Raw genomic sequence first — 23,896 nt, 5'->3', positions numbered from 1 at the left:
GAAGTCAAGCCCGTCCGGCGTTGTCGTAGGCGGCGCTTATCGTGGCAGGGACGGTGCCGGACAGAACAGGGCAGACCCCGGGGGACAGAGCGATGAGCGGGACGGGCGTGACCATGGGTGTGACCGAGAGCGACGCATTGCGGACGCTGCATCGAGTGTTCGGCTACGAGGCGTTCCGCGGCGAGCAGGAAGCAATCGTCGACCATGTGGTGGCGGGCGGTGACGCCGTCGTCCTGATGCCGACCGGTGCCGGAAAGTCCCTCTGCTACCAGATCCCGGCCCTGGTGAGACCCGGTACGGGCATTGTGATCTCCCCGCTGATCGCCCTCATGCAGGACCAGGTGGACGCGCTGCGGGCGCTCGGCGTGCGCGCCGGTTTCGTCAACTCCACGCAGGACTTCGACGAGCGCCGTGTGATGGAGGCCGCATTTCTCGCCGGTGAGCTCGACGTGCTCTATCTGGCACCGGAGCGGCTGCGTTTGGACTCCACCCTCAATCTGCTGGGGCGGGGCAAGATCTCCGTCTTCGCCATCGACGAGGCGCACTGCGTCGCCCAGTGGGGCCACGACTTCCGGCCGGACTATCTGGCCCTGTCCGTGCTCGGCGAGCGCTGGCCCGACGTACCGCGGATCGCTCTGACGGCGACGGCGACGAACGCCACGCACCAGGAGATCACCCAGCGCCTCGGCATGCCCGACGCGAAGCATTTCGTCGCCAGCTTCGACCGGCCCAACATCCAGTACCGGATCGTGTCGAAGTCCGACCCGAAGAAGCAGCTGCTGTCCTTCCTGAAGGAGGAGCACGCCGGGGATGTCGGCATCGTCTACTGCCTGTCGCGCAACTCGACGGAGAAGACAGCCGAGTTCCTCTGTCGCAACGGCATCGAGGCCGTCCCGTACCACGCGGGTCTGGACGCCGGGACGCGGGCGCACCACCAGGCGCGGTTCCTGCGCGAGGACGGCCTGGTCGTCGTGGCGACGATCGCGTTCGGCATGGGCATCGACAAGCCGGACGTACGGTTCGTCGCCCACCTCGACCTGCCGAAGTCCGTCGAGGGCTACTACCAGGAGACCGGCCGCGCGGGCCGCGACGGGCTGCCGTCCACGGCCTGGATGGCCTACGGCCTCCAGGACGTCGTGCAGCAGCGCAAGCTGATCCAGGGCGGCGAGGGCGACGAGGCGTTCCGCCGCCGCGCGGGCGCCCACCTCGACGCGATGCTCGCCCTGTGCGAGACCGCCGACTGCCGCCGCGCCCGGCTGCTGACGTACTTCGGCCAGGAGCCGCAGAAGGCGGCCTGCGGCAACTGCGACACGTGCCTCACCCCGCCCGAGACCTGGGACGGCACGGTGGCCGCGCAGAAGCTGCTGTCCACCGTGGTGCGGCTGAAGCGGGAGCGCGGTCAGAAGTTCGGCGCCGGCCAGATCATCGACATCCTGCTGGGTCGCAAGACCGCGAAGGTCATCCAGTTCGATCACGACCAGCTGTCGGTGTTCGGGATCGGCGAGGAGCTGTCCGAGGCGGAATGGCGAGGCGTGGTGCGGCAGTTGCTGGCCCAGGGCCTGCTGGAGGTCGAGGGCGAGTACGGCACGCTGGTGCTCACCGAGCAGAGCGCTTCGGTGCTCGGCCGGGAGCGGGAGGTACGGCTGCGCAAGGAGGCGCCGAAGCCCGCGTCGCGCTCCTCGAAGGGCGAACGGAGCCCGAAGGCGGCGGCGGCTGTCGTCGAGCTGGCCCCGGAGGCCGTACCGGTCTTCGAGGCGCTGCGTGCCTGGCGCGGCGCCCAGGCGAAGGAGCAGGGCGTCCCGGCGTACGTCATCTTCCACGACGCGACGCTGCGGGAGATCGCTTCCCTGCGCCCCGGCTCCCTGACCGAGCTGGGCACGATCAGCGGCCTCGGCGAGAAGAAGCTGGCGACGTACGGCGAGGGGGTGCTGGAGGTACTCGCGTCGTTCGGGGAGGCCGGGGCGCCCGAGCCGGGCGACGGGGAGCCGGCCGCGCATCCGGTGGAGGCAACGCGTCAGCCGGCGGCTCCACGCCCGGTCGCACCCGCGGTCCCTGATGCGGACCCTGAGTTCGGCTGGGACGAGGAGCCGCCCGAGTACGAGTGAGCCCGCGCGCGGGCGGGGGCGGACAGCCCCCGCTCAGTCTCCGTCGCCGCTGCTTCCTCCGCTGCCGCCCGCGCTCCCGCCGCTCCGGTTCGCCTTGTCCTGACGGACGTTTTGGTGCACCGCGTGCGCGGTCCACTCCTGGCGTACGAGGTCGCGCATCGCCGAACGGGCCCGCCAGCCGCCCTGCGCCACCGCGCTCGACAGGCCGATCGCCGAGACCAGCGCGGCCAGCGTGCGGCTGCGCGGGTCCGGGAAGCCGGCCGTCCGGGCGGCCGTGAAGCGCTCCCGGACCGCGGCCGGCAGGTCCGGGGCCGCCGCCGGGTGGCGGTGGTACGGCAGCAGGCCGAGGAAGCGGCGGGTCTCCCTGCGCAGGACCGCGCGGTCGACCAGGTGGTCCAGGCACAGCTCCTCGACCTGCCGGCCGGTCCGCCGGATCCACCGCTTCGCGCTGACGCCGCCCGTGAACCTGCCCTTGTCCGGGGCCGGCAGACTCCCCAGGACCTGCGCGAGGAGCGGGTCCTGGGGAGTCAGCGGGTTGATCACCCGTATCCGGCCGAGCTGCTCGGTGATCCGGCCCTAGAGCTCCAGCTCCGCGAGGACCGCGCCCGCCATCCCGTACTCCAGGAAGCGATTGCGGCAGTACGGCTTGCCCCGCTGCGGGTCCAGTGCGAGCAGCAGCAGTTCCTCGGGGAGCGTGAGACCCGGGTGGGCCGGAGTCATGGTGTCGGCACGATTCGGCCCGTCACTTCGCCGAGACCCACCCGCGTGCCGTGCGGGCCCGGCGCCCAGGCCGTCATCGTCACCGTGTCGCCGTCCTCCAGGAACGTCCGCTTGCCGTCCGGGAGGTCCAGCGGGTCGCGTCCGTTCCAGGTGAGCTCGAGCAGGGAGCCGCGCTGGCCCGCCTCGGGGCCGCTGACCGTGCCGGAGCCGTACAGGTCGCCGGTACGCAGCGACGCGCCGTTCACCGTCATCTGCGCCAGCATCTGGGCCGCCGTCCAGTACATGGTGGCGAACGGCGGCTCGGCGACCAGCTGTCCGTTGATCGCGACGGCGATCCGCAGGTCCAGGCCGCCGGGCTCCTCCTCGGCCCCGTCCTCCAGATAGGGGAGGAGCGGGAAGTCCCGGGCAGGCGGTGCGATCCGGGCCGATTCCAGGGCTTCGAGCGGGGTCACCCACGCCGAGACGGACGTGGCGAAGGACTTGCCGAGGAACGGGCCCAGCGGGACGTACTCCCACGCCTGGATGTCCCGCGCCGACCAGTCGTTGAGCAGCGAGAGCCCGAACACATGGTCGCGGAAGTCGCCGAGCGCGACCGGCCGGCCCTGCTCGGACCCCACGCCGACGAGGAAGCCGACCTCGGCCTCGATGTCCAGCTTGGCCGAGGGGCCGAAGACCGGGGCGGCGTCGGAGGGCGCCTTGCGCTGGCCGGCGGGGCGCACCACATCCGTTCCGGAGACGACGACGGTGCCGGACCGGCCGTGGTAGCCGATCGGGAGGTGCTTCCAGTTGGGGGTGAGCGGGTCGCCGTCCGGGCGGAAGATCCTTCCGACGTTGGTGGCGTGGTTCTCGCTCGCGTAGAAGTCGACGTAGTCCGCGACCTGGTACGGCAGATGGAGCGTCACCGACTCGACGGGATGCAGCAATGGCTCGATGTCCGCACGGTGTGCCGGGACCGTCACCCATGCGGTCAGCGCCCGCCGGACGTCCCGCCAGGCGGTGCGGCCGGCCGACAGCAGCGCGGTCAGGTCCGGCTGGGCGAGGAGCTGCGCGTAGGGCGAGCCGAGCGCGTGTGCCGCGGCTCCGGCGTCCAGCACATGGTTGCCGATGCGGACACCCACCCGGCGCTCCGCGGGGTGGCCGGTCGTGGAGAACACGCCGTAGGGAAGGTTGTGCGGACCGAAGGGATCGCCCTCGGCCAGATCGAGCGGGCTGCTCTGCTCGGGCATGTGGTGCTGCCTCGCTTTCCAGGTCGCTTGGGGGACACGTTACGTCGGTGTGGCCACCGCGCGGCAGTGCCCCAACTTCGCCGCATTCCCGGAAAGTTCCGCCGTACCCCCACGTCGGACGGGGTGCGGTGGTGGTTCAGCCCGCCGTGCGGGGGATCCGCTTCACCCAGGTGCGGTGGAAGACGATCTCGTCGCCGTCCTTGCACACCATCTCGTCGGAGGTGAGGAAGTCGTGCTCGTCCCCACTGATCTCGGACCGCGTCTCGATCTTCACGTCCCAGGCCATCTCCGGCCGGTGGAGCCTGATCGTCCAGTCGGAGCGGGTGCGCGCGGACAGCGGGTCGTTCTCCTGGATCGTGTACGCGTCCACCCCGTCCTCGGTGAATTCGAGGCCGTCCGGGTGAACGCGTGTGCCGCCGTAGCGCGGGTCGACCTCCAGCCGCCATTCGCCCCTGGCGACATCGCGGACCACCAGGCGCTCGGGGCGCGGCTCGTCGAGCGTCACCGGGAGGACGACGACCAGCGGCTCCGCATGCTCCGCCTCCTCGAACGTGATCGACGGTTCCTCGGTGCGGTGGCGCACCGGCAGTTCGACGAGGCTGCCGTCCGCGTGCAGGGTGAACCCCGCCGAACCGGCCTGCGGCCAGATCCACGGCCAGTACGAGGAGGAGACGGCGAGCCTGATCCGGTGGCCGGGCGAGAAGGTGTGCCCGATGCCGTTCAGCTCGAAGGTGACGTCCTCGGTCGTGCCGGGCGTCCAGTCGTCGGACCGGTCGCGGCCGTGCCGCGCGGACAGGTTGAGGACGCCGCGGGTGACGAGCGTGGAGGCACCGTCGGGTGTGACCTCGCAGAGCCGGACGATCGCCTGGCCGTGCGGTACGTCCATCCGGATCCGGAGCTTCACCCGTGGGCGGCCCAGGATCTCGATGGGGGCATCCTCGACCGGGAACTCGAACGAGACCGACTTGGCGTCCTCGTCCCGTTGGTCGGGCGGCAGATCGGCGTCGTTGCCGAACGGGACGAGGCGCCCGGCGTCCAGCCCGGTCTGCTGCGGCGAGCGTACGGTCTGCGGGCCGCCCTGGAGGGCGTACGCGATCGTCACGACGTTCTTCGACGGCCAGCCGGTGTCGCCGACCCACCGGCCGGGAAGCGTCTCGTACACCGTCGCGGGCCGGTGCGACTCGCTGATCCAGGATCGCAGCAGTGGCTCGGACATGACACCGGTGTCCTCGTCCTTCAGATGCTGGTCCCACCAGCGCAGCGTCTCCTGGAGGAAGCCGATCGACGGGCCCGGCGGCAGGCCGCGGTCCGGGTACTGGTGCGACCACGGCCCGATCAGTCCGCGCACCTTCGCCGGGTCGAGGTGTGCGACCAGTCGCAGCACGGTGTCGCGGTACGGGTCGTGCCAGCCGCCCACCGCGAGCACGTTCGCCTCAATGGCGGAGTAGTCCTCGCAGACGCTGCCGTGGCTCCAGTAGGCGTCGCGGGTCCGGTGCGCCAGCCAGGTGTGGATGGGCGGGTGGACCGCTTCGAGCCGGTTCAGCCACATGGCCTTCCAGCCGTCGCCGACGTGCGCCGGGTCCGGCGGCCGGGCGGCGAAGGCCAGCGTGGTGGCCGCCCGGGCGTGCATGCCGACGGCGAGGACCGAGCCGCCCATGTAGTGCACGTCGTTGTCGTAGCGGTCGTCGGTCGAGCAGACCGTGACGATCGCCTTCAGCGGCTCGGGGGCGAGCGCGGCGATCCGGAGCGAGATGGAGCCGCCCCAGGAGATGCCGAACATGCCGACCCGGCCGGAGCACCACTCCTGCCCGGCCAGCCAGTGGACGACGGCAACCCCGTCGGCCGGCCCGGTCTCGTCGTACGCGTCGCCCGGCAGCCCCTCACTGTTGCCGTGCCCACGGGCATCGACGCGTACGGAGGCGTAGCCGTGGCCCGCGTACCAGGGGTGGCGCTGTCGGTCGCGCGGCGCCGTCCAGTCACTCAGCCGGTACGGCAGGTACTCCAGGAGCGCCGGTACGGGTTCGTCGGTGATCGGCCGCCAGATCCGGGCGTACAGCCGTGTGCCGTCCGGCAGCGGGATCCGGACGTCCTCGTGGGCCGTGTCGTAGGGGAACCGGGTGCGGATGCGCATGGCGTACCTCGGTGGACGGGGGGCATGGGGCGCTCGAGCGGGCGTCCGGCGGCGCCGACGGTGGCCTGGACCGCACCGCCGACGATCGGCCGTACGGCGCGGCTGCGGGGCGACGGGGAACTCGGCGTCGTGGCTGCGTCCGGCCAGGTGACGCCGGACCGGCAGGTACTCGATCGGACCGAACGTCATCCCGACGGCGGCCGCCACCCGGACCTCGGAGCGGGACGGGGGCGTGAGCCCCCGGCTGACCGGAAAGGGCCCGGGCGTCGCCGGGAGGCAGCCGGGTCCGTCCGGCTGTGGTGGTGCTCCTGGACAAGCCGAACATACCGGCGGTGGCGGGAAGGCGCCCACGGTGATCCAAAGGGGACCGGATACGCTGACTTGAGTGATGACAGCGACACATCGACATTCCGTGTGATCGTCAGCAGACAGGAGATCCCCTCGTGACCGTCGTCGGGCCGTTCGGACTGAGCGTGCGGGACCAGGCTCTTGAGGCCGATGTCCAGACCGGTTTGGCAGCTGTCGAGGCGGGGCTGCTCGATGCCACCAAGAGCGACGTCCCCTTCATCACAGAGGCTGCGCAGCATCTCGTACGGGCCGGAGGCAAGCGTTTCCGGCCTCTGCTGGCGATGCTGTCCGCCCAGTTCGGTGACGCGGACGCGCCGGGTGTCGTGCCGTCCGCCGTGGTCGTCGAGCTGACGCACCTCGCCACGCTCTACCACGACGACGTCATGGACGAGGCGGAAGTACGCCGCGGAGTCGACAGCGCCAACACCCGCTGGGGCAACTCGGTGGCCGTGCTGACCGGCGACTTCCTCTTCGCCCGCGCCTCGCACATACTGGCCGACCTCGGTCCGGAGGCCGTACGCATCCAGGCGGAGGCGTTCGAGCGCCTGGTCACCGGCCAGATCCTGGAGACCGCGGGCCCGCGCGACGGCCGCGACCCGGTCGAGCACTACCTCGACGTGATGCGCGGCAAGACCGGCTCGCTGATCGCCGTGGCCTGCCGGTTCGGCGCGATGATGGCCGGCGCCGACGAGTCGGCCGTCGACATCCTCACCCAGTACGGGGAGCGGCTCGGCGTCGCCTTCCAGCTCGCCGACGACGTACTCGACATCGCCTCCGACTCCCACGAGTCCGGCAAGACCCCCGGTACGGACCTGCGCGAAGGCATCCCGACGCTCCCGGTGCTGCACCTGCGGGCTCAGGCGGCGGCCGACGGCAAGCCGGACGACCTGGAGCTGCTGGAGCTGCTGGACGGCGACCTCAGCGACGACGCCCGGCTCGCCGAGGCGCTCTGCCGGCTGCGCGCGCACCCGGCGCTGGAGCAGGCCCGGCGGGACACCATCCGGTGGACGGAGGAGGCGCGGGCGACGCTGGCGCCGCTGCCCGAGTGCTACGCGAAGGCCGCGCTGGAAGAGCTGTGCGACGCCGTGGTGCACCGCGCGGGCTGACCACGGCAGGCGTGCTGTGCACCCCGACCCCTACGGGTCGGGGGAGGCCCGGCGGGGTGGTGTCATACCGCAGAGGTATGCGGAGTTGCTCCCGCGGGCTGACGCTTCGCCACCTCGAATTTGGTCAGATGGAGAACAACCACTCCTGACCAAAACGGGTGAGAATGGCGGCACGGAGTGGACGAGTGCATCCGGACGGAAGCCGCCGACCACGGAGGTAGGGCACACATGGCACCGAACGACAGCGCAGAGACCACCGGCATCGCCGCGGACGAGGCCACCGGCACCATGGCCGGCCGCCGCAGGGCGGCGCGCTATGTGGTCCCGGTCGCGGTGGCGGGGGTCGCGGCCGCGACGATCGGGCTGGTCCCGGCGCTCGCGAACTCCGGTGACCCCGATCTGCCGAAGATCACCGCACAGCAGCTCATCGAGAAGATCGCCGCATCGGACACCGAGCAGCTCTCCGGCACGGTGAAGATCAGCACCGACCTCGGCATCCCGTCGCTGGACGGCCTCGCCGGCTCGCTGGCGCAGGGCGGCGACGGACCGCACGGCGGTTCGAGCGCCGACCCGCAGGAGAAGCTGACGGAGCTCGCCTCCGGTACGCACACGCTGCGGGTGGCCGCCGACGGCCCCGACAAGCAGCGCGTCTCGATACTGGACAGCGCCGCCGAGTACAGCGTGATCCGCAACGGGGACCAGGTCTGGGCGTACGACAGCAAGTCCAACGAGGCGTACCACGCGACCGGCGACAAGGCTTCGGGCCACCCGGAGAAGCGTGGCGGGGCCACGACCCCGGACGGCGTGCCGACCACGCCGAAGGCGTTCGCCGAAGAGGCGCTGAAGACGGCCGGCCCCACCACGTCGGTGACGGTCGACGGCACGGCGCAGGTCGCCGGACGTGACGCGTACAAGCTGGTCATCAAGCCCAAGCAGGGCGGCTCGACGATCGGCGCGATCACGGTCGCGGTCGATGCGAAGAACGGCGTACCGCTGAAGTTCACGCTCTCCCCGAGCAGCGGCGGCAAGGCCGTGATCGACGCCGGGTTCACCAGCGTCGACTTCGCGAAGCCCGCCGGCTCCTCGTTCACGTTCACCCCGCCGAAGGGCGCCAAGGTGACCGAGGCCGACGACGCGAAGGCGCAGCAGCAAGCCGAGAAGCAGGCACCGGAGTTCAAGGTGCCGGGTGGACCGGCCGGGCTGGACGGGCTGGCCGACGGCAAGGGGGTGAAGGTGATCGGCGAGGGCTGGAGCGCGGTCGCCGAGATCGAGGCGCCGGGCGGCCGGGCAATCCCGACGTCGCCGAAGTCCGGCGATGTGCCGCCTGCGGCACAGCAGTTCCTGGACTCGTTCGGCGACAAGGTCACCGGAAAGTTCGGCTCGGGCACGGTCTTCAAGACCCGCCTGGTCAACGCACTGATGACGGACGACGGCAAGGTCTACGTCGGGCTGGTCACCAAGGACGCGCTCGTCAGGGCGGCCGACAGCGCCAACTGACGCCCCGGCACCACCCCTGCTGCCCGGACGACCCGCACCTCCCGCACCGCGCGACCGCCCCGCCGTACGCTCCGTACGGCGGGGCAGTCGGTTGACCGACCCATGGGGAGTCACGCATGACAGAGACCGGCGCCGTGATCGAGTCCGAGGCGGTGCCCCGGACCGGAACGGCCGTGATCGAGACCCGCGGTCTCACCAAGCGGTACCGCGGCGGCCAGCTCGCCGTCGACGGCCTCGACCTCAGCGTCCCCGGCGGCAGCGTCTTCGGCTTCCTAGGGCCCAACGGCTCCGGGAAGACCACCACGATCCGGATGCTGATGGGCCTCATCGACCCGACGTCCGGTACCGCCCGGGTCCTCGGCCACCCCATGCCGCGCGCCGCCCGCACCGTACTCCCACAGGTCGGAGCGCTGATCGAAGGGCCCGCGCTGTACGGGTTCCTGACCGGCCGGGACAATCTCGTACGGTACGACTCCGCCGACCCGACCGCCGATCCGCGCACTCGCCGGGCCCGGGTCGCGACCGCGCTGGACCGGGTCGGGCTCGGCGCGGCGGCAGGCAAGAAGGCGAAGGCGTACTCGCTGGGCATGAAGCAGCGCCTCGGACTGGCCGCCGCCCTGCTCCAGCCGCGCCGCCTCCTCGTCCTGGACGAGCCGACCAACGGACTGGACCCGCAGGGGATGCGTGAGATCCGCGCCCTGGTCCGGGAACTGGCGGCGGACGGCACCACCGTCTTCCTCTCCTCCCACCTCCTCGACGAGATCGAGCAGGTCTGTACGCATGCCGCGGTGATGGCCCGGGGCCGGCTGATCACCCAGGGCCCGGTCGCCGACCTCGCGGCGGGCACCCGTGGCCGGCTCGCCGTCACCACCCCCGACCCGGGCGACACCGCCCGCATCCTCAAGGAGCTCGGCGTCACCGGCATCACCGCCGACGGCGACCGGGTGAGCGCCGAGGCGCCACCGGCCGACGTCGAACTCGCGGACCTGAACGGCGCGCTGGTCCGCGGCGGGGTGCGCGTTCGGTCGTTCGGCGTCGAGCGGGCCTCGCTGGAGGACGCCTTTGTCGCACTCACCGGAGAGGGTTTCGATGTCGCAGGCTGAAGCAGTCGGACCGGCGGGGGCGGGCCGGTCCCGCAACCCGCTGTGGACCTTCGGGATCCTCCGCTCCGAACTGACCACGACGCTGCGCCGCTGGCGCACGCTCGCACTCCTCGGGGTGCTGGCCGCCGTCCCCGTACTGATCGGGATCGCGGTGAGGATCGAGACGAGCGACGGCTCGCCGGCCGGCCCGGGCGGGGGAGGCGGCCCGGCGTTTCTCTCCCAGGTGACCAACAACGGCCTGTTCCTGGTCTTCGCCGCCCTCTCCGTGACCCTGCCGGTCTTCCTCCCGATGGCCGTCGGCGTCATCGCGGGTGATTCGATCGCGGGCGAGGCCGGTGCGGGCACCCTGCGCTATCTGCTGGTCGCGCCCGCGGGCCGGACCCGGCTGCTGCTCGCCAAGTACGCCTCCACGCTGGCGTTCTGCCTGGTCGCGACGGTGGTCGTGGCGGCGTCGGCGCTAGCCGTCGGGGCATTGCTGTTCCCGGTCGGTGAGGTCACGACGATCTCCGGGACGCAGATCGGCTTCGGCGAGGGGCTGCTGAGGGCAGGGCTGATCGCGGTGGCGGTGGCGGCGTCGCTCATCGGCTTCGCGGCGCTCGGGCTGTTCATCTCGACGCTCACCGGCAGCGGGATCGCGGCGATGGCCGCGACGGTCGGGGTGCTGATCACGGTGCAGATCCTGGACTCGATCCCGCAGTTGAGCGGAATGCACCCATATCTGTTCCCGCACTACTGGCTGTCCTTCGCGGACCTGCTGCGCGACCCCGTCTACTGGGACGACGTGGTCAAGAACCTGGGGCTGCAGGGGCTGTACGCGGCGGTGTTCGGTTCGGCAGCCTGGGCACGCTTCACCGCGAAGGACATCACGGCCTGAGCGGCGGGCAGTTCGCGGTTCCGCCCGTGCCGTCGGCCGGGCGAGCCGTCCCCCGATCGGCTCGTCGCGGCACGAACGGCACGAACGGTGCGAACAGCAGGAACGACCCGACACGGTACGTTCCGTTTCTGCGTCTGTATTGTTCGACTTTTGGCGACGCCCTGTCAACAAGGATTGGACCGAACACCCCTATGCTCACCGAATGATCACATCGCCGAGTTCACTGCGCCGTAGCGAGCGATCACGACGGGCGACCCTGGACGCCGCCCTCGCACTGTGCACGGAGAAGGGATACGGCCGCGTCACCATCGAGGCGATCGCGGCCCGGGCGGGCGTCAGCAAGAAGACGATCTACCGCTGGTGGCCGTCGAAGAGCGCGGTGCTGCTGGAGGCGTTCACGGAGGCGCTGGTCGACGCCACGCCGTTCGTCGACACCGGCGACATCGCCGCCGACATCCGTACCCATGTGACGGGCGCGGTGAGACTGCTCTCCACGCCGCCGTTCGGCCCCGCTTACGCCGGGATCCTCTCCGAACTCCACCATGACGACGAACTCGCCGAAACGGTCCGGACCCAGCTGATCGAACCCCGCTTCGGCGAGGCGGTGGCCCGGCTGCGCCGAGCCCAGGAGCAGGGCCAGATCCCGCCGGGCGCGGATCTGCCGCTGGCCGTGGAGATGCTCTACGGACCGGTCTACTACCGCCATGTGCTGCGCAAACCGAGCCAGGACGAGGCGACGATCGCGGCACTGGTCACGCATGTGCTCAGGGCGTTGGGCGCACCGCAAGCGTGAGGTGAGGCGCCGTCAGCCGAAGAAGGTCTTGGCGCGGGTGAGGGCGGCCGTGTCGCCCAGTACGTCACCGGGCCGGCTGCCGACTCCCAGCAGCATCCCGCCCCACTCCATCCGCATGTACGAGGCGATGGTCCGCAGCGTGCCCGTCGCCGGTTCCGCGACGCTCGGATCGGCCGTCGCCAGCGCTGTGACGCCCCACAGGGTCCGCCCGCCCATCCGCTCCTTGAAGTCGAGGCCGGGCACCCGCATCCACCCCGACCAGTGGTCCAGATACCGCTTGGTGGAGGTGGACATGGCGTACCAGTACAGCGGTGACGCGAGCACCAGATCGGTCGCGCCGAGCGTCGCGTCCAGCAGGGTGGCGCCGTTGCCGGTGGGGGCGGGGTAGCGGCCCTCACCGTCGTGCCGCAGGTCCTCGAAGTCGGGGAGCGTGAGTTCGTTGAGGTTCAACCAGCGCTGCTCGGTCTCGGGCGGCAGCTGTTCGGCGGCGAGCCGCGCGAGTTCCCCGGTGTTGCCGTCGGTGCGGCTGCTGCCGAGCAGGAACAGGAACGTACGAGTGGTCATGGCGGGGTCCCCCGTGAACGGTTGCGTGCTGCGACTGCGTGTGCCTGCACTATATGCATGTGCATATAGTTTTGGGAACGGGTACGCGCCGCTTCCGCCGGCCGACGCCGTTCCGGCGCCGCACGGATGTCGCTCCGGGGGTGGCTCAGCCGAACACGCGCTCCAGCACCACCGCGACCCCGTCGTCCCCGTTCGACGTCGTCACCTCGTCCGCTGCCGCACGCAGGTCCGGATGGGCGTTGGCCATCGCGACCCCGTACCCGGACCGGCGGAACATCGGCAGATCGTTGGGCATGTCCCCGAACGCGATCGTGGCAGCCGGATCCACACCCAGGGCCTCGGCGGCCAGGGCGAGCCCGGTGCCCTTGTCGACGCCGTACGGCTGGAGTTCGACCGTGCCGGGGCCGGACAGCGTGACGGTGGCCAGATCGCCGACGACCGCGCGGGCCGCGGCGGCCAGTGCGTCGTCCGTGAGCTCGGGGTGGCGGACGAGGACCTTGACGATCGGGGTGGCCCACAACTCGTCCCGGTGGCCGGTCCGCTGGGCGGGCAGGGCCGGGTGCGGCATCCGGTACCCCGGCTCGATCAGCGTCCGGCCCTCGGGCCCGTCCTGGTCCACGGCCGCGAAGACCGGACCCACCTGGGCCTCGATCTTGCCGAGCGCGGTGTCGGCCAGGTCCCGGTCCAGCGTGGCCGCGTGCACCATGCGCCCGGTCCCGGCGTCGTACAGCTGCGTGCCCTGGCCACAGACCGCTAGACCCCGGTAGTCCAGTTCCGCGAGCAGGTTCCGTATTCCCGGCACCGGCCGCCCGGTGACCACGAGATGGAGCGCCCCCGCCGAGGCGGCCAGCGCGAGCGCGGCACGGGAGCGGGGGCTGACGGTGTCGTCGTGGCGCAGCAGAGTGCCGTCCAGGTCCGTCGCGACAAGGGCATATGCGGGTGGGATGGGCATGGGCCAAGCCTAGGGAGATCCGCTTTCTGTCGTACGGCCCTGACCTGCACGGACGGTCCGGCTCCGGGGCGCGATGGCGACCCGTCAGGGGCATAGCCGGAGGAACCGCGCAGAGGGGGAGGCCCGAACCCGCCCCGGCATCACTGCACGCAGAACTCGTTGCCCTCCGGATCGGCCGGTACCCACCAGGTGCCCCGGTTCTGCCACCTTGTGCAGCCGTGTCGCCCCCAGGCCCTCCAGCCGCGCCGCCTCGGCGTCGCGTCGCGGGTGATCCGGCAGAACTCACCCTGGATTCCTGCGCCTTCGGCCGACGGCCCGGACCGTTGCCCGCGGCGCCCACGCCGTCGGCCGTGAGGTACCTTCGCGCAGGTCAGCCAGTGGTGACAACAGCCCCCACTGTCCCCGCCGTCCAGAACAGGCGTCCCGTGACCAACCCGCCCGACAGCAGCCAGTCCATACGGTCCGTCAGGACCTCGACGGCTCGGATCCGTATTCGCCCGGTCCTCGCCGCCGTCCTCCTGGCCGCCCTGCTCACCGCCTGCGGCAGCTCCGACGGGCCCAGCAGTCCCGGTAGCCACGCCGCACCCACCGGTCCCGCCGGCTCGGGAGTGGTCGACGGCACCGAGCCGAGCCCGCCCGACCGCACCGTCTCGGGACTGCGCGACGACACCCGCCACATCACGCGGAAGACCACCACGGGCACCCGGCCGCGCATGGTCAAGCGCTGCACGTCCCGTGTCAGGCGGGTCAAGCACACCTCCACCAGCGGCACGGGCCGCCGGAAGAGGACCCGGACCTGGTACACAAACGACTCCTACAAGGACTGCGAGAAGGTCCAGCAGGGCACCACGCGCTACACCCGTGTCGTGCGCCGGGCACGCTGGTGCGTCGAACTCGACAACGTCGGTGGCAACTCCGCCAAGGACGACGTCTGGTACGAGGTCGAGTCGGACGTCTACCGCAGGGCCACCGAGCTCAAGGAGGGCGCCAGGCTGTCCTTCACCCCGCTGCGCAAGGGCTGCTGACTCACGCCGGCCGGTCGAGGTAGTCGACGACGGCCCGGCCGTCCGTGGCCGGGGTGATCAGACCCACGTGGTTGTCGGGCCGGACCAGGACGAGGGTGTCCTCACCCGGCACGATCCCGTAGGCCGAGTGGGCATGACCCCCGTCGTCGGCCAGGCCGTCCGTGCTCGCCGGGTCCAGCGCGTACGCCCGCAACGCGTCGCCGTACTTCGCGGTCGCCTCCCGCAGTGCCTCAGCCGTGCCCGCGCCGAAGCCCAGCAGGGTGAAGTGCGGTCCGGCGAATGCCTCGAACAGGCGGATCGGTGCGCCGGTCGCGGTCTTGCGGCAGGGGGCGTCAGGAGCGCGGTCGCCCGCCCGCAGTGGACCGGTGGAGCTCCCGCCCGTGCCGTCGTGGGAGAGGGAGCTCCAGCGGTAGCCGCGGCTCAGGCCGGTGGTCTCCGAGGTGGCCGCCGCGTCCAGTCCGCCGCCCGGCTTCTTGATCGCTTCGAGTGTCGCCCGCAGCCGCTCGGAGGTGATGTCCAGCGTCCAGGAGGCGACCGGCAGCCGCTCCTCCTCGTATGTGTCGAGCAGGGCCGGTCCTGCCTGGCCGCCGACGACCAGCGCCAGCTTCCAGCCCAGGTTGAACGCGTCCTGGATCCCGGTGTTCATGCCCAGACCGCCAGCCACCGAGTGCACATGCGCGGCGTCGCCGGCCAGGAACGTGCGGCCCACCCGGTAGCGGTCGACCATTCGGACATTGACCCGGTACGTGGACAGCAGGGTGGCGTTCGACAGGTGGGTGGCCGGCAGTCCGGTGTGCCGGGCGAAGAGCCGGCGGAAGCTCTCCAGCGACGGGGGTACGGGTGCTCCCGAGGCGTCGGTCTCGGGTCCCGCCTGGAACCACCAGCCCGACCGCGTACCCGGGATCGGGCACAGCATCACGGCGCCGTCCTCGTCGAACCACTGGTGCCAGTAGCCGCGGTCGAGGCCGTCCACCTCGACGTCGCCGCAGACCATCGCCTGCTCCTCGTTCGTCTGCCCCTCGAACGGGATGCCGAGGAGTTTCCGTACCGTGCTGTGGCCGCCGTCGCAGCCCACCACGTACCGCGCCTCGATGTCCCTGCCGTCGGCGAGCGACGCGGTCACCGAGTCCGGTCCCTCCTTCAACCCCGTCACCTCGGCCGACAGTTCGACCTGCACGCCGTACTCCGCCAGGCGGGTCCGCAGGATCTCCTCCAGCTTCCACTGGGCGATCAACCATGGCCGGTCGTACGGGACGTCGGGCGTCGGGCGCGATGTCGCGAACGGGTCGGCGTCGGCGACCGGCACCCCGTCCCGGTACTTGCGCATGGGCAGCGGCGCCGAGCCGGCGGCCAGGATCTCCTGGGCGACGCCGAGATCCGCCAGGACCTCCAGGGAGCGGGGGTTGGGCCCCTTGGCCCGCGAGCTGCGCGGGAACTCGGGGGACCTGTCGATGATCCGTACGGGGATCGAGCGGCGGGCGAGGTCGCAGGCCAGGGTGAGCCCCGTCGGTCCGGCTCCCACGATCAGGACGGCGGCCGCGGGCGGGGATGCGGGCATGGGTACTCCTCGGTTGCGTTTCCGTGGACATCCAGGAAAACGCAACAGAGTTAAAAAAGCAACTGAGTCATATTTGACTGTCGACCGTGGTCGCCCGAGTGCGGGGCGGCTCGCCCGAAGCCGTCCTGGCGCCCTTCCGGACGGCTCTCGCCGTTCCGGTGGCGATGGTGACGCCGGGCGCGCCGGTCACTTCCCTCGGGCTGCGTACGGGGAAGAGCTCCCGTCGGCCGGAAGCTGGTGCGGGAGACGCTGCGACGGCGGCTGCTGCGCCGAAGCGGCGAGCTGCGCCGCCTGCGTCCTCGTCCGCCGCGCCGTCCGGAACGCGTCCCAGGTCAGCAGCGTGAGCGCCAGCCACACCAGCGCGAACCCGGCCCACCGCTCCGGCGGCATCGCCTCGTGGAAGTACAGGATGCCGAGGCCGAACTGGAAGACCGGCGCCAGGTACTGGAGGAGGCCCAGTGTCGAGAGCGGTACGCGGATCGCCGCGGCCCCGAACAGGACCAGCGGTGCGGCCGTCACGACACCCGTCGCGGCGAGCAGCGCCGCATGGCCCGCACCCGCGGACACGAACGTCGCGTCGCCCTGCGCCCCGAGCCACAGCAGATATCCGAGCGCGGGCACGAACAGCACCGCGGTCTCTGCGCTGAGCGACTCCAGGCCGCCCATGTTGACCTTCTTCTTCACCAGGCCGTACGTCGCGAAGGAGAACGCCAGCGTCAACGAGATCCACGGCGGACGCCCGTATCCGATCGCCAGCACGAGCACCGCCGCGACGCCGGTGCCGACCGCCACCCACTGCACCGGGCGCAGCCGTTCGCCGAGGAGCAGGACGCCCATGGCGATGGTGACCAGCGGGTTGATGAAGTAGCCGAGTGACGCCTCGACGACATGGCCGTTGTTCACGGACCAGATGTAAAGGCCCCAGTTGACGGTGATGACGGCCGCGGCGACCGCGATGAGGCCCAGCTTCTTCGGCTGCCGTACCAGCTCGCCGATCCATGCCCAGCGGCGCAGCGCGAGCAGCGCGATACCGACGACGACGAGTGACCAGACCATGCGGTGGGCGAGGATCTCGATCGCCCCGGAAGGCTTCAGCAGCGGCCAGAAGAGCGGCACGAGGCCCCACAGGCCATACGCGCCGAAGCCGGACAGCAAGCCCGCCCGCTGTTCATTTGTCCCGGCCACAGGCCCTCCCGGCATCCTCCGTGTCAGCCATTCGGCTGCACCGTCAACTGCACGACGGTAGCGCCACGAGGGCCCGGTGTCATACCCGTATTGCGATACGGTCATGACGCCGGGCCCGGGCCGGTCCGGAGGGAAGCCCTACGCGGCGGCGACCGCGGCGGCCACCGTCTCGGCGAGCGGTGTCGTAGGGCGGCCGATCAGGCGGACCAGATCGCCGTTCGTCCCGGCGAGCAGTCCGCGCGCGATCGCCTCGTCGACGTCGACCAGGATCGCCGCGAACCCCTCGGGCAGACCGGCGCCGACCAGGATCTCCTGGTGCACGGCGGCGGGGACGTTGTTGTACGCGATCTCCTTGCCGGTGGCCTTCGACACCTCGGCCGCGTACTCCGCGAACGACCAGGCGACATCGCCGCTCAGCTCGTAGGCCTTGCCGAGGTGACCCTCGCCGGTCAGCACGGCGGCTGCCGCGGCCGCGTAGTCGGCGCGCGTGGCGGAGGCGACCCGGCCCTCGCCCGCGTTGGAGACGACGGCGCCGTGCGCCAGGACCGGGGCGAGGTTCGCCGTGTAGTTCTCGGTGTACCAGCCGTTGCGCAGGAAGGTGTGGGGCAGGCCCGAGTCGAGGATCAGCTGCTCGGTGACCTTGTGCTCGGCCGCCAGCCGGAAGTCGGCGTCGGGGCCGCCCAGCACGCCGGTGTACGCGAGCTGCGCGACACCCGCCGCCTTGGCCGCGTCGATGACGGCGGTGTGCTGCGGTACGCGCTTGCCGACCTCGTTGCCGGAGATGAGCAGGACCCGGTCGCCGGCCTCGAAGGTGTCGGCGAGGGTCTCGGGCCGGTCGTAGTCGGCGATCCGCAGCTCCACACCGCGGGCGGCCAGGCCGGCGGCCTTCTCCTTGTCGCGGACGACAGCGGCGATCTCGCTCGCGGGCACGGTGGCCAGCAGCTCGTCGACGACGAGACGGCCGAGCTCTCCGGTGGCTCCGGTGACGACGATGCTCATGGGGGGTTTCTCCTCTTTGGGTGCTCTGGTCCTCGTTCGGGCTCTCTGTCACTCACCCTAGAGGCGGCACTAACCAAAGGAAAGTACCCACTCTGAAGTAAGGTACTGATATGAGCGTAAGCAAGGTGCCGGATGTGAACCGGCAGATGTGCCCCTCCCGGCTGGTGCTCGAACACGTCACCAGCCGCTGGGGCGTCCTCGTCCTCGCCGCCCTGCTGGAGCGCTCGTACCGGTTCAGCGAGCTGCGCCGCGAGGTCGGCGGCGTCAGCGAGAAGATGCTGGCCCAGACCCTCCAGACGCTGGAGCGCGACGGATTTGTGCACCGGGACGCCAAGCCGGTGATCCCGCCACGGGTGGACTACTCGCTCACCGGGTTGGGCAAGGAGGCCGCCGAGCAGGTGTGGGGGCTGGCGCGCTGGACCGAGCGGCGCCTCGACGCCGTACACGCGGCCCGCGAGACGTACGACGCGCGGAAGGCGACGCAGGACCAGCCGGGCTGAGGCGCTCGGGGGCAGCCGGAGGCGCCGGGCCCAGGTGGGCAGGTGGCGCTCAGTCGGGTTGAGGGGCCCGCCCCTCCGCCAGCGTCCGCAGCGCGCGCGAGACGTCGAACGGCAGGATCGTCACCGCCACGTGCGGCAGCTGCTCCAGCGCGATGGCCATCGCCTCACCGGTGCCCCGGTGCAGGATCTTCCCGAGCGCGTTGGAGTACAGCCGCCGCGGCACGAGCACCGTCAGCGAGGTCTCCCCGTCCGCCGTGGTCCGGGTCGCGAGCTCCTTCATCGCATGACGCAGCCGCCGGTCCGGGCACGCCACCAGCTCCAGCGACACGGACGTCGCGGCCGTCGCCTCCCACCGGGCGGCCAGCCGCCTGCCGTGCGCCTCGTCGATGGAGAAGTGCACCGCCCGGATCTCGTCCGGGCGCAGCTCATGGGCGTACCGCAGCGCCTTCAGCGTCGCCAGATCGAGCGTGTCGACGAGGACGAAGACCAGATGGCGCCGGACCCGCGGCCGGTCGGCGCCCGGCGCCTGGATGCTCTGCAGCGCGGCGGCCTCACGCCGGTACTCGCGGTTGATCCTAATCAGCGCCCAGACGCCGAGCGGGAAGACCACCACGACCAGCCAGGCACCCTCGGTGAATTTGGTGACCGCGAAGATCAGCACCACGGCGGCCGAGATGACCGCGGCCAGCCCGTTGACCACGATCTTCACCCTGCGGTACGGCTCGCGGCGGCGCAGGTGGTACGCGGTGAGGCCGGACCCGGCCATGGTGAACGCGGTGAACACACCGATCGCGTACAGCGCCACCAGCCTGTCCACGCTGGCGCCGGTGGCCAGCAGCAGCGCCAGCGAGACGACGGTCAGCGCGATGATCCCGTTGGAGAACGCCAGCCGGTGCCCGCGCCGGGTCAGCACCCGTGGCAGGAACCGGTCCGCGGCCACGAAGCTGGCGAGGAACGGGAAGCCGGTGAACGGCGTGTTGGCGCCCGTATAGAGGACCAGTGCGGTCGCCAGCTGTACGAAAATCAGCCCGACCATCCCCAATGGCCCGCTGCCGAAGGCGAGATGGGCCTCCTGCGCGATGACGGTCGGCGTGCCGTCGGTGTACGGGACGGCGTGCGTGAAGTGCGCCAGGGTGGAGACGCCGAGGACGAGGACACCGAGCACACAGCTCATGGTGATGAGCGTGCGGCGGGCGTTGCGGCCCTGCGGCTCGCGGAACGCGGAGATGCCGTTGGAGATCGCTTCGAGTCCGGTGAGCGACGAGCCGCCGTTGGCGAAGGACCGCAGCACGATGAAGAGCGAGGCGCCGTAGAGCCAGCCGTTGCCCGGCGTGCCCAGCGGCACCACCCCCGGCGCGTGCAGATCGGCGTGCGGCAGCCCGCCCGTCAGCCCGCGCACACCGGCGACGACCAGCACCAGACCGACCGCGGCCATGAAGAGATAGGCGGGCAGCGCGAAGGTCCGGCCCGCCTCGCGGATGCCCCGCAGATTCCCGTACGCGAGCAGCACGATCACCGCTACGGAGACCGGCAGCTGCAGATGGTCCAGGCCGGTCCAGCCGCCCCCGATCAGATGGGCGAGCGAGATGAGGGCGTTGGTACCGGCCGACACCTGGACGGCGACGGTCACGATGTAGTCGACGAGCAGCGCCACGGAGGCGATCTGAGCGATGTTCGGCCCGAAGTTCTCCCGGGCGACGACGTACGAACCGCCCGCCCGGGTGTAGATCATGACGACATCGCTGTAACAGAGCGTCAGGAGCAGCAGGACCAGCAGGATCGCGCCGGTCACCGGCATGAGCAGGGTGAAGGCCGCCGCGCCGACGACGGGCACGAGGACCCGCAGCATCTCCTCGGAGCCGTACGCGGACGAGCTGATGCAGTCGGAGGCGAGTACCCCGAGCGCCGTCCGGTTGCTCAGTTTCTCGTCGCTGATGCGCTCGGTGGTCAGGGGCTTGCCGAGCAGATGCCGTTTGATGCGGTACGCGGGACGGTCCAGGGCCATGGGCACATGAGAACGGGTGCCGGGCCGGGAGCGGTGAAGACTCCCCGGTCCGGCACCCGTACGGTGTGCCCGTCCGTGTCCCACGGCCTCTCTTCCGGATCCTGCCGGCTCGCGGGCCGATCCGAGAGCGAGGCCCTACCCGACGACCGTCCAGTTGTCGTTGCCGGCAAGCAGCGCGGCCAGGTCGCCCTTGCCGTTCTGCTCGACCGCGGTGTCGAGCTGCTCGGCCATCTGCGTGTCGTAGACCGGGCGCTCCACGCTGCGCAGCACCCCGATCGGGGTCTGGTGCAGGGTGTCGGGGTCGGCCAGCCGGGACAGCGCGAACGCCGTGGTGGGGCTGGCGGCGTGCGCGTCGTGGATCAGGACCTGCGACTCGTTCTCCGCGGTGACCTCGACGACCTTGAGGTCACCGGTGGCCGGGTCGCGTACGACACCCTTGGACTGCCCGGTGCCGAAGCGGATCGGCTGCCCGTGCTCCAGCCGGATCACCGCGTTCTCGGCCTGGTCCTTGTCCTTGAGGACCTCGAACGCGCCGTCGTTGAAGATGTTGCAGTTCTGGTAGATCTCCACCAGCGCCGTACCGGGGTGGGCCGCCGCCTCGCGCAGCACGCTCGTGAGGTGCTTGCGGTCGGAGTCCACGGTGCGGGCGACGAACGACGCCTCCGCGCCGAGGGCCAGCGACACCGGGTTGAAGGGGGCGTCGAGCGAGCCCATCGGCGTCGACTTGGTGATCTTGCCGACCTCGCTCGTCGGCGAGTACTGGCCCTTGGTGAGCCCGTAGATCCGGTTGTTGAACAGCAGGATCTTCAGGTTCACATTGCGGCGCAGCGCGTGGATCAGGTGGTTGCCGCCGATGGAAAGCGCGTCGCCGTCACCCGTGACGACCCAGACGGACAGGTCGCGGCGGGACGAGGCCAGGCCGGTGGCGATGGCCGGGGCGCGGCCGTGGATCGAGTGCATCCCGTACGTGTTCATGTAGTACGGGAACCGGGAGGAGCAGCCGATGCCGGAGACGAAGACGATGTTCTCCTTCGCCAGACCGAGCTCGGGCATGAAGCCCTGCACGGCGGCGAGAACCGCGTAGTCACCGCAACCGGGGCACCAGCGCACTTCCTGATCGGACTTGAAGTCCTTCATGGACTGCCTGGCATCGGCCTTGGGCACCAGCTGGAGTGCCGGGAGACCGGTGGGGAGTGCCTCGTCGGTGTTAGGCATCGATGGCCTCCTTGAGAGCTGTGGCGAGCTGCTCGGCCTTGAACGGCATACCGTTGACCTGGTTGTAACTGTGGGCGTCGACCAGATACTTCGCCCGGACGAGCGCAGCCAGCTGGCCGAGGTTCATCTCCGGGACGACCACCTTGTCGTAACGCTTCAACACCTCGCCGAGATTCCTCGGGAAGGGGTTGAGATGGCGCAGATGAGCCTGGGCGATCGGATGCCCGCCGGCGCGCAGCCGGCGGACGGCGGCGGTGATCGGGCCGTACGTGGAGCCCCAGCCCAGGACCAGGGTCCGGGCGCCGGCCGGGTCGTCGACCTCCAGGTCGGGGACCTCGATGCCGTCGACCTTCGCCTGGCGGGTGCGGACCATGAAGTCGTGGTTCGCCGGGTCGTACGAGATGTTTCCGGTGCCGTCCTGCTTCTCGATGCCGCCGATGCGGTGTTCGAGACCGGGGGTACCGGGGACGGCCCACGGGCGGGCCAGGGTGTGCTGGTCGCGCTTGTACGGCCAGAACACCTCGGTGCCGTCGGCCAGCTCATGGTTGGGCCCGGTGGCGAACTGCACGCGCAGATCCGGAAGTTCGTCGATGTCCGGGATCCGCCACGGCTCGGAGCCGTTGGCGAGATAGCCGTCCGAGAGCAGGAAGACCGGTGTGCGGTACGTCAGCGCGATCCGGGCCGCGTCGATCGCGGCGTCGAAGCAGTCGGCCGGGGTCCTCGGCGCCACGATCGGCACCGGCGCCTCGCCGTTGCGACCGTACATCGCCTGGAGCAGGTCCGCCTGCTCGGTCTTGGTGGGCAGGCCGGTGGACGGGCCACCGCGCTGGATGTCGATGACGAGCAGCGGCAGTTCGAGCGAGACGGCGAGACCGATGGTCTCCGACTTCAGGGCCACGCCGGGCCCGGACGTCGTCGTCACGGCGAGCGAGCCACCGAACGCCGCGCCGAGCGCGGCACCGATGCCCGCGATCTCGTCCTCCGCCTGGAAGGTGCGGACGCCGAAGTTCTTGTGCTTGCTGAGCTCGTGCAGGATGTCGGAGGCCGGGGTGATCGGGTACGAGCCCAGGTAGAGCGGCAGATCCGCCTGCCGGCTCGCGGCGATCAGCCCGTACGACAGGGCGAGGTTCCCGGAGATGTTCCGGTACGTACCGGTGGGGAAGGTGTGCGAGGCGGGTGCCACCTCGTAGCTGACCGCGAAGTCCTCGGTCGTCTCACCGAAATTCCAGCCCGCCCGGAACGCGGCCACGTTCGCCTCGGCGATCTGCGGCTTCTTGGCGAACTTCGCCCGCAGGAACGCCTCGGTGCCGTCGGTCGGCCGGTGGTACATCCAGGAGAGCAGCCCGAGCGCGAACATGTTCTTCGAGCGCTCGGCCTCCTTGCGGGAGAGCCCGAACTCCTTCAGCGCCTCGATCGTCAGCGTCGTCAGCGGCACCGGATGGACGCTGTACGCCTGCAGCGAGCCGTCCTCCAGCGGACTGGTCTCGTAGCCCACCTTCGCCATCGGGCGTTTGGTGAACTCATCCGTGTTGACGATGATTTCGGCACCGCGCGGCACATCGCCGATGTTCGCCTTCAGCGCGGCGGGGTTCATCGCGACCAGCACGTTCGGGGCGTCGCCCGGCGTGAGGATGTCATGGTCGGCGAAGTGCAACTGGAACGACGAGACGCCCGGCAGGGTGCCTGCGGGGGCCCGGATCTCGGCCGGGAAGTTCGGCAGCGTCGACAGGTCGTTCCCGAACGACGCCGTCTCCGAGGTGAACCGGTCACCGGTGAGCTGCATACCGTCTCCGGAGTCACCCGCGAAGCGAATGATCACCCGGTCCAGGCGGCGGATCTCTTTCTCGCCGGCGCCCGGTTCTGTGGGCTGGGGGGCTCGCTGCTCCCCGAGAACAGCCTCACTGGCCTGATCGGCGTCATTGGCCTCATCGGCCTGGTCGGCTGGGCTACTGACCTGGCTGGTCACTGAACTGGACCTCCCTCGGGGCGG

General features: G+C 70.9%; 18 protein-coding genes and 1 pseudogene. 8 read left to right on the top strand and 11 right to left on the bottom strand.

Annotated features, from left to right (window positions below):
* The first annotated feature begins 92 nt into the window (after positions 1 to 92).
* Entirely contained in the window at positions 93 to 2,105 is a 2,013-nt protein-coding gene (gene recQ / locus OHA88_RS21390; RefSeq protein WP_328626683.1) for a DNA helicase RecQ, read from the top strand.
* A gap of 33 nt (positions 2,106 to 2,138) precedes the next feature.
* Here the strand turns inward: recQ and OHA88_RS21385 are convergent.
* The 3 genes and pseudogenes from OHA88_RS21385 to OHA88_RS21375 form a co-directional block, all read right to left on the bottom strand.
* Positions 2,139 to 2,825 (bottom strand): annotated as a pseudogene (locus OHA88_RS21385) (GOLPH3/VPS74 family protein).
* Positions 2,822 to 4,051 (bottom strand): fumarylacetoacetase, encoded by a 1,230-nt coding sequence (gene fahA / locus OHA88_RS21380; RefSeq protein WP_267003163.1) that lies wholly within the window; start codon positions 4,049 to 4,051, stop codon positions 2,822 to 2,824. The pseudogene OHA88_RS21385 and the gene fahA overlap by 4 nt, the downstream one beginning before the upstream one ends.
* Before the next feature lie 136 nt (positions 4,052 to 4,187).
* Positions 4,188 to 6,182, bottom strand: a complete 1,995-nt coding sequence (locus tag OHA88_RS21375; protein WP_328626682.1) for a CocE/NonD family hydrolase — start codon at positions 6,180 to 6,182, stop codon at positions 4,188 to 4,190.
* Between the two features lie 443 nt (positions 6,183 to 6,625).
* Here OHA88_RS21375 and OHA88_RS21370 point away from each other — a divergent pair, with 443 nt between their 5' ends.
* The 5 genes from OHA88_RS21370 (at position 6,626) to OHA88_RS21350 (ending at position 11,903) form a co-directional block, all read left to right on the top strand.
* On the top strand, positions 6,626 to 7,636 hold the full coding sequence (locus OHA88_RS21370; protein ID WP_326605224.1) for a polyprenyl synthetase family protein: 1,011 nt from the start codon (positions 6,626 to 6,628) through the stop codon (positions 7,634 to 7,636).
* A gap of 228 nt (positions 7,637 to 7,864) precedes the next feature.
* A complete protein-coding gene (locus OHA88_RS21365) occupies positions 7,865 to 9,133 on the top strand; it encodes a LolA family protein (RefSeq protein WP_328626681.1) in 1,269 nt (422 codons plus the stop codon).
* A gap of 116 nt (positions 9,134 to 9,249) precedes the next feature.
* The gene (locus OHA88_RS21360; RefSeq protein WP_328626680.1) at positions 9,250 to 10,236 is read left to right on the top strand and encodes an ABC transporter ATP-binding protein; all 987 of its coding nucleotides are present in this window, start codon (positions 9,250 to 9,252) and stop codon (positions 10,234 to 10,236) included.
* Positions 10,223 to 11,110 carry an ABC transporter permease gene (locus OHA88_RS21355; protein ID WP_328626679.1) on the top strand — a complete coding sequence of 296 codons (888 nt, stop codon included), beginning with the start codon at positions 10,223 to 10,225 and terminating at the stop codon, positions 11,108 to 11,110. Before OHA88_RS21360 ends, OHA88_RS21355 begins: the two co-directional genes overlap by 14 nt.
* 202 nt (positions 11,111 to 11,312) lie before the next feature.
* Positions 11,313 to 11,903: a TetR/AcrR family transcriptional regulator gene (locus OHA88_RS21350; RefSeq protein ID WP_328626678.1), complete on the top strand. Its 591-nt coding sequence runs from the start codon at positions 11,313 to 11,315 to the stop codon at positions 11,901 to 11,903.
* A 12-nt stretch (positions 11,904 to 11,915) separates the two neighbouring features.
* On the opposite strand, the gene OHA88_RS21345 is transcribed toward OHA88_RS21350, so the two are convergent.
* Positions 11,916 to 12,467 carry a flavodoxin family protein gene (locus tag OHA88_RS21345; RefSeq protein ID WP_328626677.1) on the bottom strand — a complete coding sequence of 184 codons (552 nt, stop codon included), beginning with the start codon at positions 12,465 to 12,467 and terminating at the stop codon, positions 11,916 to 11,918.
* A gap of 145 nt (positions 12,468 to 12,612) precedes the next feature.
* Positions 12,613 to 13,419 carry an HAD family hydrolase gene (locus tag OHA88_RS21340; RefSeq protein ID WP_328626676.1) on the bottom strand — a complete coding sequence of 269 codons (807 nt, stop codon included), beginning with the start codon at positions 13,417 to 13,419 and terminating at the stop codon, positions 12,613 to 12,615.
* A gap of 425 nt (positions 13,420 to 13,844) precedes the next feature.
* Between OHA88_RS21340 and OHA88_RS21335 the strand changes: the two genes are divergently transcribed.
* Entirely contained in the window at positions 13,845 to 14,444 is a 600-nt protein-coding gene (locus tag OHA88_RS21335) for a hypothetical protein (protein WP_328626675.1), read from the top strand.
* Between the two features lies 1 nt (position 14,445).
* Here the strand turns inward: OHA88_RS21335 and OHA88_RS21330 are convergent, their stop codons facing one another.
* The 3 genes from OHA88_RS21330 to OHA88_RS21320 form a co-directional block, all read right to left on the bottom strand.
* Positions 14,446 to 16,002 (bottom strand): FAD-dependent oxidoreductase, encoded by a 1,557-nt coding sequence (locus tag OHA88_RS21330; RefSeq protein ID WP_328626674.1) that lies wholly within the window; start codon positions 16,000 to 16,002, stop codon positions 14,446 to 14,448.
* Between the two features lie 186 nt (positions 16,003 to 16,188).
* On the bottom strand, positions 16,189 to 17,187 hold the full coding sequence (gene rarD / locus OHA88_RS21325; RefSeq protein ID WP_328626673.1) for an EamA family transporter RarD: 999 nt from the start codon (positions 17,185 to 17,187) through the stop codon (positions 16,189 to 16,191).
* A gap of 138 nt (positions 17,188 to 17,325) precedes the next feature.
* On the bottom strand, positions 17,326 to 18,186 hold the full coding sequence (locus OHA88_RS21320) for an SDR family oxidoreductase (protein WP_328626672.1): 861 nt from the start codon (positions 18,184 to 18,186) through the stop codon (positions 17,326 to 17,328).
* Positions 18,187 to 18,296: 110 nt separating this feature from the next.
* Between OHA88_RS21320 and OHA88_RS21315 the strand changes: the two genes are divergently transcribed.
* Positions 18,297 to 18,686: a winged helix-turn-helix transcriptional regulator gene (locus OHA88_RS21315; RefSeq protein WP_267003139.1), complete on the top strand. Its 390-nt coding sequence runs from the start codon at positions 18,297 to 18,299 to the stop codon at positions 18,684 to 18,686.
* Positions 18,687 to 18,735: 49 nt separating this feature from the next.
* Here OHA88_RS21315 and OHA88_RS21310 read toward each other — a convergent pair whose 3' ends face one another.
* The 3 genes from OHA88_RS21310 to OHA88_RS21300 form a co-directional block, all read right to left on the bottom strand.
* A complete protein-coding gene (locus OHA88_RS21310) occupies positions 18,736 to 20,691 on the bottom strand; it encodes an APC family permease (RefSeq protein ID WP_328626671.1) in 1,956 nt (651 codons plus the stop codon).
* Positions 20,692 to 20,826: 135 nt separating this feature from the next.
* Complete coding sequence (locus OHA88_RS21305; protein WP_326605235.1) at positions 20,827 to 21,906, bottom strand: 2-oxoacid:ferredoxin oxidoreductase subunit beta; 1,080 nt, start codon at positions 21,904 to 21,906, stop codon at positions 20,827 to 20,829.
* Complete coding sequence (locus tag OHA88_RS21300; RefSeq protein WP_328626670.1) at positions 21,899 to 23,872, bottom strand: 2-oxoacid:acceptor oxidoreductase subunit alpha; 1,974 nt, start codon at positions 23,870 to 23,872, stop codon at positions 21,899 to 21,901. Before OHA88_RS21300 ends, OHA88_RS21305 begins: the two co-directional genes overlap by 8 nt.
* Positions 23,873 to 23,896: the final 24 nt, after the last annotated feature.

It is taken from the genome of Streptomyces sp. NBC_00353 (assembly GCF_036108815.1).
In the GTDB taxonomy this organism is placed as follows: domain Bacteria; phylum Actinomycetota; class Actinomycetes; order Streptomycetales; family Streptomycetaceae; genus Streptomyces.
The sequence above is the reverse complement of the archived record's forward strand: the minus strand, read 5'-3'. Positions and strand labels throughout refer to the sequence as shown.